We start from the raw sequence: 12,683 nt of genomic DNA, 5'->3' as shown, positions 1-12,683 counted from the left end.
GGACGGCGTGGGGCCCGCCGTCGCCGTACGCCCCGTCACGCTCGACGCGGCCGGGGTCGCCCTGTCCGCCCTGCTCGCCGGGCCGGCGGCCGGCGGCGACCCGCGGGCGCTGGTCGTCGCGGTGCACGGCGGCGGCATGACCGCCCGCTACTTCGACGCGCCGGCCTGCCCCGGGCTGTCCCTGCTCCGGCTGGGCGCGGCACTCGGCTACGCCGTGCTCGCCGTGGACCGCCCCGGCTACGGCGCCTCCGCCGCGGCGCTGCCGCGCGGGCTGCCCCTCGCCGAGCAGACGCCGCTGCTCCGCGCCGCCGTCGCCGGCTACGCCGCCCGCCACCCGACCGGCGCCGGGGTGTTCCTGCTGGCGCACTCCTTCGGCGGCAAGCTGGCTCTGTCGCTCGCGGCGCACGCCGGGGACGGGGACCGGCTGCTGGGCGTGGACGTCTCGGGCTGCGGCCGGCGGTACGCGCCCGGCGTCGACCCCGGCGCCGCCGGCCGCCGCGCGGACCGGCGCCGGAACTGGGGCCCGCTGCGGCTCTACCCGCCGGCCACGTTCCGTACCGGAGCGGCCGTGGTCGCGCCCGTGCCCGAGCGGGAGGCGGCGGATCTCGCCCGCGGCCCGGAGCTGTTCGCGCGGATCGCCCCGCGGGTACGGGTGCCGGTGCGGCTCACCTTCGCCGAGCACGAGCGGTGGTGGGAGCACGGGGGCGCGGAACCGGCCGCCATGGCCGCCTGCTTCACCGCCGCCCCGCGCGTCGTCGTCGACCGCCGGCCGGACGCCGGCCACAACCTCAGCCTCGGCTGGGCGGCGCGTGCGTACCACCTGGGGGCGCTGGCGTTCCTGGAGGAGTGCCTGGTGCCGGCGGCGGTGTCCCGCCGGTGACCGGGGCGTCAGGAGGGGCTCGGGGCCAGCACCGCGATGTCCAGCTTGTCCAGCTGCTCGGGCTCGGCCACCAGGTCGATCGCCGTGACCCGGCCGTCCTCGACGGTGAAGCGGAACGCCACGATCGTGCGGGTGTTCGACTGCCATACGGCGCCCACCGCCCCGTCGACCAGCGCGAGCCGCGCGGCCTGCGCGCCGCCGGAGAAGATCTTCGCCACGCCCCGCGCCCCGTGCGTGGCCTGCGCCGCGCCGATGCGCACCGCGGCGTCGTCGGCCTGCATCGCCACGTCCGGTGCCAGCAGCGCCAGCAGCCGGTCGAACTCGCCGTTCCGGGCGGCGGTGAGGAAGGCGCTCACGACCTTGTGCTGGCGGCGCAGGTCGGGCAGCGGCGACGCGCCCTGGACGCGGCGGCGGGCGCGGCTGGCCAGCTGCCGCGTCGCGGCCGGGCTGCGCTCGATGACCGCGGCGATGTCGTTGAACGGCACGGCGAACATGTCGTGCAGCACGAAGGCCAGCCGCTCGTCCGGCTCCAGCGTGTCCAGGACGACCAGCAGCGCCAGCCCCACGGAGTCGGCCAGCATCGCCGCCTGCTCCGGGTCGGCGGTCTCGTCCGCCGGGGCGGCCGGGGCCGGGTCGGCGTGGTCCTCGAACAGCTCCTCGCGGCGGTTGCGGGCCCGCAGTATGTCCAGGCAGACCCGGCCGACGACGGTGGTCAGCCAGGCGTCGAGGTTGTCGACGGACTCCGCGCCGTAGCGGTGCAGGCGGATCCACGCCTCCTGCACGGCGTCCTCGGCCTCCTCGCTGGAGCCGAGCATGCGGTGGGCCACGGCCTGCAGCCGCGGGCGCTTCTCCTCGAACGTGCGGGCCAGCAGCTCGCTGTCGTGCATGACCACCCTGACTCTCCCTTCCGGTGCCGCCGTGCGTTCCGGGCGCCGCCTGTCACATCATCGCGCCGCCGGACGTCGTAGCAGTGAAGAACCGGACCATCCGCGTGAACGGACGAGGCAGCGGGCCCGCCGGCCGGCCGCGCCTTCGCCGCGCTTCCCCACGGACCACCGACCCGAGCCGTCGATCTCAGGCTCCTGACTTTTTTGCGAGCATTCATGGCGACTTATCATGTGCAATCAGCAAGTCCGGGGCAAGATCCGGACAAGGGTACCGGGTTCGTGAACCGCTACGCCGGCGTCGTCACCGGGCGCCGCACGAAGTGGGTGGTGTTCGCGGTCTGGCTGCTGCTCATCGCCACCGGCGGGTCGCTGGCGGCCAAGGTGGCGGACGTCCAGGACAACGACCCCGAGACGTGGCTGCCCTCCAGCGCGCAGTCGACGCAGGCGGTGCAGCTGGCGGAGGAGCACTTCGACGACAGGGACAGCAGCACCGCGGTCGTCGTCTACGCGCGCGAGGGCGGCCTGACCTCCGCCGACCGTGAGAAGATCACCGCCGACCGCGGCGAGATCGGCGACGGCATCGCCGCCGGCGAGGTCGACCGGCCGGCGATCTCCGAGGACGGCCAGGCGGCGTTCCTCAGCTTCCCCGTACGCACCGACCCCAGTGACAACGGCGTCCTCACCGACGCCGTGGACGCCGCCGACGAGGTCGTCGCGGGCGACGCGCCCGACGGCCTGGAGGTCCGGGTCGCCGGCGAGGCGGGCAGCATCCGCGACTTCGCCGACGTCTACGCCGGCATGGACGGGGCGCTGCTGGGCGCCGCGCTCGCTGTCGTCGCGGTGCTGCTGCTGCTGACGTACCGGAGCCCGGTGCTGTGGATCGTCCCGCTGCTGGTGGTGTTCCTGGGCTCCCAGGTGGCCAGCGGCGTGGTGTACCTGCTGGCCAAGCACGCGGACCTGCTGGTCAACGGGCTCAGTACGTACATCCTGCTCGTCATCAGCGTCGGCGTCGGTACCGACTACGCGCTGCTTCTCATCGCCCGCTACCGCGAGGAACTGCACCGCCACGAGGACCGCCACGAGGCGATGCGCAACGCCGTGCGCCGCGTGCTGCCGGCGCTCGCGGCCTCCGCGGGCACCGTGGGCCTGGCCACGCTCTGCCTGGTCTTCGGCAGCATGAACTCCACCCAGGGCCTCGGCCCGGTGGTGGCCATCGGCATCGCGGTGGTCTTCCTGGCGATGACCTCGCTGCTGCCCGCCCTGCTGGTCATCCTCGGCCGCTGGACGTTCTGGCCCGTCATCCCGCGCTTCTCCCCGGAGTTCGACGCGGGCGTGGAGAAAGAGCACAGCTGGTGGGCCCGGGTCGCGCGGCTCGTCGGCCGCAGGCCGCGCACCGTCGGCGCCGCGTCGCTGGCCGTGCTGGTGGCCCTCGGCTTCGGGATCACCACCGTCGAGGTCGGCCAGACCCAGGCCGAGCAGTTCACCAAGTCCGTCGACTCCGTCGAGGGCCAGGAGCTGCTGGCCGAGCACTTCCCCGCCGGTTCTTCCGCCCCGGCCGACGTCTACGTGCCCGACGGGGCGGCGGCCGCCGCGCTCCAGGCCGTGCAGGGCGTGGACGGCGTCGCGTCGACGACGACGGCGGGCTCCGCGGGCGGCTGGACCCACATCGAGGCGGTGCTCGCGGACGGCCCCGACACCTCCGCGGCCAAGGACACCGTCGAGCGGATGCGCGACGCCCTCGGCGACGCCGGCGGGGCGGGCGCGGACACCGTGGTCGGCGGCCAGTCCGCGATTCTGCTCGACACCTCCGAGGCCCAGCGGGACGAGGAGATGCTGCTCATCCCGCTGATCCTCGGCGTGGTGCTGCTCATGCTGGTCCTGGTGCTGCGGGCGGTGGTCGCGCCGCTGGTGCTGCTGGTGTCGGTGGTGGTGTCCTACGCCGCCGCCGTGGGCGCGGCGTCGCTGCTCTTCCACGCCATCGACCACCCCCACATCGACCGGAGCCTGCTGCTGATCGGCTTCCTGTTCCTGGTCGCGCTCGGGGTGGACTACACGATCTTCCTGATGACCCGGGTCCGGGAGGAGGTCAGGAGCCGCGGCCACCGCGAGGGCACGCTGACCGGGCTCACGGTGACCGGCGGAGTGATCACCTCCGCGGGGGTCGTGCTGGCGGCCACGTTCTGCGTGCTGGCCACCATCCCGACGGTGCAGTCGCTGCAGCAGGGCCTGCTCGTGGCGATCGGCATCCTGCTGGACACGTTCCTGGTACGCAGCCTGCTGGTCCCGGCGCTGTCGCTGGAGATCGGCCCGGGGATCTGGCGCCCCGGCCACCCCGAGAAGCAGCCGCCGCCGGCCGGCGGCCGGCCGGTGGAGAGCACCACCGCCGGCGTCGGCACCTGAGCGGCGCACGGGCAGGACGGGCGCCGGGCTCCCCCGACCGGCGTCCGTCCGCCGTCCGGCCGACACGCTGGGGGCCGCTGTCACACTTGCGCACCCCCAGACGTCATAGCAGTGTGCACGTCGGAATCCGGCGCCACGCAATTCCAGAAGGAGTGAAATTCCCATGCAACCGCGAATGCAGAACCCGGCCATGATTCTCGATGCCATGCAGCCCGTCGGGGATATGTACAAGGCCATCTATGCCGGCGGGGTTCCGAAGACCACGCTCGACCTGGTGCATCTGCGCGCCAGCCAGATCAACGGATGCAGCGCGTGCGTCGACTCCGGCTCCCGGGGCGCCCGTAAGAGCGGCGAGACCGAGGAGCGGCTTACCGCGGTTGCCGCCTGGCGCGAGACCCCGTATTTCACCGACGCGGAGCGCGCGGCGCTGGCGCTGGCGGAGGCCGCCACCCGGATGGCCGACCGCAGTGACCCGGTGCCCGACGAGATCTGGAACCAGGCCACCGAGCACTACGACGAGAAGGGCATGGCGGCCATCGTCCTCATGATCGCCGTGACCAACCTGTTCAACCGGCTGAACGCGACGACCAAGCAGGTGCCGCAGGACTGGAGTTCCTGACCGGACACCTCCGGGCCCCGGCCCGGTCCGCGGTGCGGCGGACCGGCCCGGCGGCCGTCTGCGGCCGCGGGGCCGCCGCGGGTCAGGAGGGGGCGGCGGCGGCCTTGCGGCGGCGCCCGGACGGGGTGACGTTGAGGCGCCAGGAGACCCCGAACCGGTCGGTCACAAAGGCGAACATGCTGCTGAACTCGTACGCGCCCGCGGGCATGATGACCTCGCCCTTCTCGGACAGGGCCGCGTAGTAGCGCTCGAACTCCCCGGCCGTCTCGCACGCGACGTAGATCGCGGTTGCGGGGGAGAAGGCGTACGTGTCCCAGGGCGCGTCCTCGTATCCCTTGGCGCCCGGCGGGGGCATGTTGGTGCACATGAACGACTGCCCGTCGAGGGTGAAGAGGGCGTGCTGCAGCACCCCCTCCGGCCAGCCCGGCTCGTGCGCGCGGGCCCGGACGGTGCGTACCACCTCCGAATTCTCGAAGAGCGAGGTGTAGAACTCCACCGCCTCCTCGGCGTCGTTCCGGAACGTGAGAAACGTCATCAGTTTCGGTGCGGGCGCGGCAGGCATCGGGGCGGCTCCTGTTTCGCGTCGGGGTCACCGGTGATTCTCCGGGACGGCGAATGCGGCCGGCCACTGTTGTTCGACCGCGGACGCGCGGCTGTTGAACGCGGTCGAGTACGGCACCACCGAAGCTCATGGGGTGGTCGAGAAGACCGCGGAAACATGCGTGGTCGGCAGCGGAATACACCCGGAGGGTGAGTGGGCCCGTGAGTGAACACGCCATGTCGGCCGCGCAGTCCGCCCGCGCCGAGCGGATCGCGGCACGGACGCGCGGCGACAACTGGAGGAAACCCCCGCGGCGCATCGAGGCCTCGGAGTGCATCACCTGCGACAGCTGTCTGCGCGGCTGTCCGGAGGAGTTCGGCGCCATCTTCGACCGCGGGCTGGACGTCATCATCGTTCCCGAGCTGTGCTCGGGCTGCCCCGCCTGCGTGCTCGAATGCCCCGTCGACTGCATCTACGTCGACGAGGACTGGACCCCGACGGACGCGTCCGTGTGGAGCCACGTCGAGCTGACCGCGGATCCCTCATGACGGGACCCGCGGAGCGCGAGAGCAGGCGTGCGGCCAACGCCAGGAAGCGGATCAGCCGGCGTCCCAGCAGACTCGGGACGCGCGCGGGCGCGGCGCCGGAACCGGACCGGGTGCGCGAGCCCGGCGCCGGGTTCCCGGGGCTGCTGGCCCGGGTCTGGGAGCGGGCGCGGGCGGCCGACGGGCCGCGCGCGGCCGTCGACGTCCTGCTCGGCCTCGACGGGCACGCGCCCCCGGAGGTGCAGCTGCGGGCGCTGAGCACGGACGACGAGGCGGCGTTCGCCGCCCTGTGGGGGCTGACCTGGCGGGCCGGCGGCGCCGCGGACGCCGCCGGGTCCGCGGTCCCCTCGTACGACGGCGACGACGGCGGCCACAGCGACGGCGGTCACAGCGACGGCGGTGCGGACGCGGGAGACGAGTCCGTGTTCACCGGCGAGCTGGCGCTGGCCACCACCGGCCGGATCGTGATGCGCTGCCCGGCGCATCCGCCCCTCGACCGCCGCGAACTGGTCGGCGGCGTGCTGCGGGTGCCGTGGTCGCGGGCCGCGGCACGCGCCTACCACGACGCGCGGGCCCGCGCCGCCGTACGGACCGCGCGCGCGGTGGCCGACTGCCGCGCGTGGCTGGACCGGCAGGGCGGGAAGGGCCGCGACGAACTGCTGGAGCAGGCCAAGGAGGCGGCCCTGCGCACCGCCCCGTTCGTGCTCTACCAGGAGCACCGGCAGTACACGAACTTCCGGGACCAGAACACCCTGACCGGCAAGACCCTCTGGCCCGGCCACCCCGACTGCGCGCTTTCCAGCCTGCAGGGGCTGCCCCTGGAGCTGTGGTCCGACAGCGACGTGCAGCTCCTCGTCTGCCTCACGCTGCTGATCCGCTCGGCCGGCCCCGGCCGGGTCGAGGAGGCCAACGGCACGCAGCTGAGCGTCGACCACGTCGCGGCCATGCTGGAGCGCATCCGCCTCCTCTACGCCGCCGTCCCCGGCGGCCCGGCCGTCGCGCCCGCCGCGACCGACGGCGTCGAGGACCTGCACGCGCTCGCCGAGGCGCTGGGCACCCGGCGCCGCCACGTGCGCGGGCGGATCCAGCTCTACCGCGAGATCCACGGCGCGCTCATGCACAAGACCGAGCGCCCCGCCGCCCCGGCCGCCGCGGTGCGGCGGCGGGACGAGGACGTGAGCGCGCGCCTGGCCGGGCGGCTGCCGCTGACCGGCGGCACCCTGGCGGAGCTGGGCGCGAGCGCCGCCGCCGCGCCGAGCTGGCTCGCCCGGCCGCACGGCGGCTTCGGCACCGGCCTGGAGTCCCTGGTGTACGAGACGGCGACGGCCGCCGCCGGGGTCTTCCGGGCCGACTTCGCCATGAGCCGCGGCATGCGCTCGCTGCCCGCACTGATCCGCGGGCTGCAGGCGGAGAGCTGGGCGGAGATCTGCGACTGGGACATCTCCCACTACTTCTGCTGCGTGGTGGCCAGGCCCGGGGCGCGCGGCCACTTCGGCGGCTCCGCCGCCACGCTCGCCGACGCCGCCTGGGCGATGTCGGCGCGGATGCAGTACAACTCCTGGCACTTCGTGCCCGGAAACCTGCCGCGGGACCCCGCGGTGGTGGCCCGCGACCACTTCGTACCGCCCACCATCCCGGACATCGCGTTCTTCTCCGACCTGCACCACCACGGGCACGTCACCAACAAGGTGCGGTACTCCATCCGCTCCCCGCAGCCGGTCGAGGTGCTGGGCCGCACCTTCGACGGCTTCGTCGACCTGCGGCTGCTGCGCTGCGCGGGCACCCCGTTCGACGAGCAGGACGTGCTCGCCGCCCAGCGGGTGTCGCGGTTCGTCGCCCGCGCCACCACCCTCGCCGCGGACCTGGCGGCCGACGGCGTGCCGCTGGAGGTCACCGCGTTCGACACCGGCTGGCACTGGCGCGCCGTCACCGGCACCGACGCGCCCCGCCCCGACCCCGCGGGCGCCCCCCGATGACGGCCGGCGGGATCGGCGAGCTGACCCGGCGGCTGCGGCGCGGCGAACTGACCGTCGTGGAGCACGTGGAGCGGGTGCTGACCGCGATCCGCGAACGGGACACCGCGGGCGCGTACGTCACCGCCGCCGGCGAGGAGGCGCTGCGCGCCGCCGCCGAAGCCGACGCGCGGATCCGCGAGCGCGGCGCGGCCGCCTGGGCCGGCGCCCCGCTGCTCGGGGTCACCGTCTCGGTCAAGGACCTGCTGCAGACCCGGGACCTGCCGACCACCCGGGGCTCGCTGCTGCCCAACCGGCGGCCCCGCCTCGCGGCGCCGGCCGTCGCCCGGCTGCGGGCGGCCGGCGCGGTCGTCGTCGGCAAGACCACGACGTCCGAGTACGGCTGGAGCGCCAGCACCGTCGGGCCCGTCGCGCCGCCCACCCGCAACCCGTACGACCCCGCGCGCAGCGCCGGCGGTTCCAGCGGCGGGGCCGCCGCCGCGGTGGCGACCGGGCTCGGCGACGGCGCGCTGGGCACCGACGGCTCCGGCTCCGTGCGGATCCCGGCGGCGTTCTGCGGCGTCGTCGGCTACAAGCCGTCCTACGGGCGCATCCCGTACCACCCCAACGGGGCCGACCGCCTCGCCCACCAGGGCACCCTGGCGCGCAGCGTCACCGACGCCGCGGCGCTCGCCGCCGCCGTCGCCGGGCCGCACCCCGACGACCCCGACTCCGGGCTCGGCTCGATCGACGCTGCTCGCCGAGCCGGCCGGCCGCGGCGCGTCGGCTGGATCGAGTACGAGGGCACCTCCGAGCCGGTCCGCCGGGTCACCGAGCGGGCGTGCGCGGCGCTCGCCGCGCTGGGCCACCGGGTGGAGCGGATCGAGGTGCGCTGCGACCATCTCTACCCCGCGCTCGTCGACATCCTCGCCGCCGCCGAGGCGGCGGGCACGTCCTCGGCGGACGAGGAGCACTGCGATCCGGGCCGGCTGGCCGTCGTACGGCACGGGCGCACCCTGCGCGGCGCCGACGTGATGCGCGCCGAGGAGGTGCGCCAGGAACTGCGGCTCAAGCTGCGGTCGGTGATGGGCACCTACGGGCTGCTGGCCATGGCCACCGTGCCGATCGAGCCGTTCGCCGCCGACGCGATCGGGCCGGCGTGGGCGGCCGACCCGCGCGACCTGCTGTGGCTGGCGTGGTCCCCGGCGTCGTACCCGTTCAACATGACCGGCCAGCCCGCGGTCTCCCTCCCGGCCGGGCTGACGGACGCCGGGCTGCCGGCCGGGGTGCAGCTCGCCGGGCCCGTCGGCGCCGACCACGCGGTGCTGGCGGCGGCCCACCGCCTGCAGACGGAGCTGGGCACGCTGCCGCCGCCGCCCGCGCGGCCCGGCCGCCCCGCCGCCGCACCCGCTCTCTCCGCCAGCGAAAGGACCCGCTGAACCATGTACTCCAGGTCATGGCGCACCGTCTGCGCCGAGGACAGCGTCGGCAGCCCCTCGTTCGTCTCCGACCACGGGCTGTGGGACGAGGAGCAGTTCGCCGCCGCCGAGCGGATCGAGGCCGGCCTCGTGCAGCTCGACCTCGTACGCCTGGTCTTCCCCGATCCGCACGGCCTGGCCCGCTCCAAGACGCTGACCGCGGACGCCTTCCGCTCCGTGCTGCGCAACGGCATGAACTTCAGCCCCGGGCCGTTCCTCTTCGACACCGGGCACGCCATCGCCGTCGACTTCGCCGGCGAACCCGGCATCGGGGTGGAGGAGATCACCGGCGCGGGGAACTTCATCCTGGTGCCCGACCCGCTGACGTTCCAGGTGCTGCCCGGCAGCGAGCCCCGCACCGCGTGGGTCGTCGGCGACGAGTACCTGCGCGACGGCACCCCCCACCCGCTGTCGTCGCGCGCGGTGCTGCGCCGGCTTGAGCAGCGCTACGCCGGGCACGGCCACGCGCCCGCCGTGGGCCTGGAGGTCGAGTGGCACCTGACGCGGCTGCTCGACGGCGGCGCCCCCGGCAACGAGGGCAACGGCTTCGGGCGGCAGGGCGGGGCGCCGCGGGTGGCGGCCATGAACCCCGGCTACCAGTTCAACCTGGACGCCCGCTACGACTCCGTCGCCCACATCACCGACCCGCTGGCCCAGCACCTGCTGGCGCTCGGCCTGCCGCTGCGCTCGATGGAGCACGAGTCGGGCCCCGGCCAGATCGAGTCCACCTTCGCCCCGATGTCCGCGCTCGACACCGCCGACGCGATGCTGCTGTTCCGCACCGCGGTCAAGCGGTGGTGCGCGCGCCGCGGCCACCACGCCTCGTTCATGTCGCTGCCGCGGCTGGACTCCTTCGACCCCGGCGGCTGGCACCTGCACCAGTCGGTGCGGGACGCGGCCAGCGGGCGCAACCTCTTCGCCGCCGAGGGCCCCGCCGGCGGCCCGTCGCCCGCGGCCAAGGCGTACGCGGACGGGCTGCTCGCCTGGCACCGCGAGCTGTTCCTGCTCGCCGTGCCCACGGTCAACGGCTACCGCCGGCTCGACGCCCGGCACCCGCTGGCGCCCACCCGGGTCGACTGGAGCGTGGAGGACCGCACCGTCATGCTCCGCATGGTCGGCGGTAGCACCGGCGCGCACATCGAGAACCGCAGCGGCGAGCCGTGCGCGAACCCGTATCTGGCCCTCGCCGCCCAGCTGTTCGCCGGGCTCGACGGCCTTGAGGGCCTCGGCGGACCGGAGTCCGCCCCGCGCGCGGCGGGGGCGCAGGCGCAGTTCGTCCCGCAGTCGCTCGGGGAGGCGCTGGCCGCCTTCCGCGCCGGCCGCGCCGACCGGCTGCTGGGCGCGCCGCTCGCGGCCTGCCTGGCCAAGCTCAAGGAGAGCGAGCTGCGCCGGTACGAGGCGTGGTGCGCCTCGGCCGGGCCGGGCGACGACGGGGTCACCGAGTGGGAGCACCGCGAGTACTTCGAGGCGTACTGACCGCCGGCCGCGCCCGAACGGACACAAGCGGACGAGCGGACGAGCGGACGAGCCGACACGAGCCGACACGAGCCGACACGAGGACAGAGGACAGAGGTCGCTGATGATTCCCCGTTACACCCTCCCGGAGATGGCGGATCTCTTCTCCGACCAGTCCCGGTACGCCACCTGGGTGCGCGTCGAGATCCTGGCGTCCGAGGCGCAGGCGCGGCTCGGCCTCGTGCCCGCGGACGCCGTGGCGGACATGCGCCGGGCCCGGGTCCCGCTCGCCGCCCGGGTCGCCGAGATCGAGAAGGAGCGCGACCACGAGGTGCTGTCGTTCCTCGCCGCGTACTGCGAGGACATCCCCGACGCCTCGGCCCGCTGGGTGCATCTGGGGATGACCAGCTACGACCTGGTGGACACCGCGCTCGGCCACACCCTGGCCCGGGCCACCGACCTGCTGACGGCCGCCGGCCGGCGGCTGCGCCGGGTGCTGGTGGACCGGGCGCGCGAGCACTGGGGCACCCTCATGGTCGGCCGCACCCACGGCGTGCACGCCGAGCCCACCACCTTCGGCCACAAGCTCGCCGGCTACGCCTTCGCCGTCGACCGCTCCCTCGCGCGGCTGGCGGCGGCGCGCGACGCGGTCGCGGTCGGCACGGTCTCCGGCGCCGTCGGGACGTACGCGCTGATCGACCCGGCCGTCGAGGCGTACGTCTGCGCGTCGCTGGGGCTGGCCGCCGAGCCGGCGCCCAGCCAGGTCGTCGCCCGCGACCGGCACGCCCAGCTGCTGCAGGCCGTGGCCGCCATGGGCGCCTGCGTGGAGCAGATCGCGCTGGAGCTGCGGCTGCTGCAGCGGACCGAGGTCGCCGAGGTCGAGGAGCCGCGGGCGTCGGCGGCGTACCAGGGCTCCAGCGCCATGCCGCACAAGCGCAACCCGACGACCAGCGAGCGGCTGTGCGGGCTCGCGCGGCTGCTGCGCGGCTACGCCACGGCCGCGCTGGAGGACGTCGCCCTCTGGCACGAACGCGACCTCGCCCACCAGTCCGTCGAGCGGGTCATCCTGCCCGACGGCCTCGCGGTCGGGCACTTCCAGGCCACCCGGGCGGCGGAGCTGGTCGCCGGGCTGCGCGTGCACCCCGGGCGGATGCGCGCCGCGCTCGACGCGACCGGCGGCCTGGTCTACAGCTCCGCCGTGCTGTACGACATGCTGGGAGACGGCGCAGAGCGGGAGGAGGCGTACCGTTCGGCACAGGCCGCAGCGAACCGTACGGCGGCCTCGGGACGCCCGTTCGCGGACACCCTGGCCGAGGAGGGCGTCGCGCTCGCGGTGGAGCCGGGACCCGGGCGCTTCCTCGGCCACCACGACGTCGTGCTGCGGCGATTGGAGAAGCTCGATGAGCTGGAAGACTGAGCACGCCGACGGCCGGGACCTCGATCTGGACGACGTGCTGGCGGTCTACCGCGACTCGGGCCTCGGCGAGCGGCGGCCCGTGGCCGACCGCGACCGGATGGCGGCCATGGTGCGCCGGGCCAACCTGATCGTGACCGCCCGGGAGGCGGACGGCACGCTCGTCGGCATCGCCCGCAGTATCTCCGACTTCGCCTACGTCACCTACCTCTCCGACATCGCCGTCGTGGCCCGCCACCAGCGCTCGGGGATGGGGCGTGCGCTGATCGAGGCGACCCGGGCGGAGGCGCCGGAGGCGAAGCTGGTGCTGCTCTCGGCGCCCGCGGCGACCGGCTACTACCCGCGCGTCGGCTTCACCCGGCACGACTCGGCGTGGGTGCTGGGCCCCGGGCAGCCGCTGGCCGCCCCGCGCACCGGGCCCGGGCCCGCTTCCGGCGACGGCCCGGCCACACGTCCGTAGGCCCACCGCCGGCCACCGCCGCCCACGCGCTGCCCGCCGCCCGCGCCGCGGA

11 protein-coding genes are annotated in these 12,683 nt (G+C 75.1%); 9 read left to right on the top strand and 2 right to left on the bottom strand.

What is annotated here, in order from left to right:
- Positions 1–7: 7 nt before the first annotated feature.
- A complete protein-coding gene (locus tag ABD317_RS25500; protein ID WP_344292350.1) occupies positions 8–880 on the top strand; it encodes an alpha/beta hydrolase in 873 nt (290 codons plus the stop codon).
- 8 nt (positions 881–888) lie between these two features.
- Here ABD317_RS25500 and ABD317_RS25495 read toward each other — a convergent pair whose 3' ends face one another.
- A complete protein-coding gene (locus ABD317_RS25495) occupies positions 889–1,767 on the bottom strand; it encodes a sigma-70 family RNA polymerase sigma factor (RefSeq protein ID WP_344292348.1) in 879 nt (292 codons plus the stop codon).
- 279 nt (positions 1,768–2,046) lie between these two features.
- On the opposite strand from ABD317_RS25495, the gene ABD317_RS25490 reads away from it, so the two are divergent.
- Both ABD317_RS25490 and ABD317_RS25485 read left to right on the top strand, forming a co-directional pair.
- The gene (locus ABD317_RS25490) at positions 2,047–4,167 is read left to right on the top strand and encodes an MMPL family transporter (protein ID WP_344292345.1); all 2,121 of its coding nucleotides are present in this window, start codon (positions 2,047–2,049) and stop codon (positions 4,165–4,167) included.
- A 163-nt stretch (positions 4,168–4,330) separates the two neighbouring features.
- The gene (locus ABD317_RS25485) at positions 4,331–4,786 is read left to right on the top strand and encodes a carboxymuconolactone decarboxylase family protein (protein ID WP_027755487.1); all 456 of its coding nucleotides are present in this window, start codon (positions 4,331–4,333) and stop codon (positions 4,784–4,786) included.
- A gap of 82 nt (positions 4,787–4,868) precedes the next feature.
- Here ABD317_RS25485 and ABD317_RS25480 read toward each other — a convergent pair whose 3' ends face one another.
- Complete coding sequence (locus tag ABD317_RS25480) at positions 4,869–5,321, bottom strand: VOC family protein (protein ID WP_344292343.1); 453 nt, start codon at positions 5,319–5,321, stop codon at positions 4,869–4,871.
- A 227-nt stretch (positions 5,322–5,548) separates the two neighbouring features.
- Between ABD317_RS25480 and ABD317_RS25475 the strand changes: the two genes are divergently transcribed.
- The 6 genes from ABD317_RS25475 to ABD317_RS25450 all read left to right on the top strand — a co-directional run bounded on the left by ABD317_RS25475 (position 5,549) and on the right by ABD317_RS25450 (position 12,631).
- Positions 5,549–5,875: an ATP-binding protein gene (locus ABD317_RS25475; RefSeq protein WP_027755486.1), complete on the top strand. Its 327-nt coding sequence runs from the start codon at positions 5,549–5,551 to the stop codon at positions 5,873–5,875.
- Positions 5,872–7,848, top strand: a complete 1,977-nt coding sequence (locus ABD317_RS25470; protein WP_344292340.1) for a hypothetical protein — start codon at positions 5,872–5,874, stop codon at positions 7,846–7,848. The genes ABD317_RS25475 and ABD317_RS25470 overlap by 4 nt, the downstream gene beginning before the upstream one ends.
- A complete protein-coding gene (locus tag ABD317_RS25465; RefSeq protein WP_344292337.1) occupies positions 7,845–9,263 on the top strand; it encodes an amidase in 1,419 nt (472 codons plus the stop codon). The genes ABD317_RS25470 and ABD317_RS25465 overlap by 4 nt, the downstream gene beginning before the upstream one ends.
- 3 nt (positions 9,264–9,266) lie before the next feature.
- Entirely contained in the window at positions 9,267–10,778 is a 1,512-nt protein-coding gene (locus ABD317_RS25460) for a type I glutamate--ammonia ligase (RefSeq protein ID WP_344292335.1), read from the top strand.
- Between the two features lie 103 nt (positions 10,779–10,881).
- A complete protein-coding gene (purB, locus tag ABD317_RS25455) occupies positions 10,882–12,174 on the top strand; it encodes an adenylosuccinate lyase (RefSeq protein ID WP_344292333.1) in 1,293 nt (430 codons plus the stop codon).
- Positions 12,158–12,631 (top strand): GNAT family N-acetyltransferase, encoded by a 474-nt coding sequence (locus ABD317_RS25450; protein ID WP_344292331.1) that lies wholly within the window; start codon positions 12,158–12,160, stop codon positions 12,629–12,631. Before purB ends, ABD317_RS25450 begins: the two co-directional genes overlap by 17 nt.
- Positions 12,632–12,683 lie beyond the last annotated feature (52 nt).

The organism is Streptomyces synnematoformans, from assembly GCF_039531005.1.
Classification (GTDB): Bacteria; Actinomycetota; Actinomycetes; order Streptomycetales; family Streptomycetaceae; genus Streptomyces; species Streptomyces synnematoformans.
This window is presented reverse-complemented; position numbering and strand designations above follow the sequence as displayed.

Bases quoted from the DNA above. Each gene is read 5' to 3' on its own strand.
- ABD317_RS25495 (WP_344292348.1), bottom strand. From the start codon at position 1,767: ATGCACGACAGCGAGCTGCTGGCCCGCACGTTCGAGGAGAAGCGCCCG.
- ABD317_RS25485 (WP_027755487.1), top strand. From the start codon at position 4,331: ATGCAACCGCGAATGCAGAACCCGGCCATGATTCTCGATGCCATGCAG.
- ABD317_RS25480 (WP_344292343.1), bottom strand. From the start codon at position 5,321: ATGACGTTTCTCACGTTCCGGAACGACGCCGAGGAGGCGGTGGAGTTC.
- ABD317_RS25470 (WP_344292340.1), top strand. From the start codon at position 5,872: ATGACGGGACCCGCGGAGCGCGAGAGCAGGCGTGCGGCCAACGCCAGG.
- ABD317_RS25465 (WP_344292337.1), top strand. From the start codon at position 7,845: ATGACGGCCGGCGGGATCGGCGAGCTGACCCGGCGGCTGCGGCGCGGC.
- ABD317_RS25460 (WP_344292335.1), top strand. From the start codon at position 9,267: ATGTACTCCAGGTCATGGCGCACCGTCTGCGCCGAGGACAGCGTCGGC.
- purB (WP_344292333.1), top strand. From the start codon at position 10,882: ATGATTCCCCGTTACACCCTCCCGGAGATGGCGGATCTCTTCTCCGAC.
- ABD317_RS25450 (WP_344292331.1), top strand. From the start codon at position 12,158: ATGAGCTGGAAGACTGAGCACGCCGACGGCCGGGACCTCGATCTGGAC.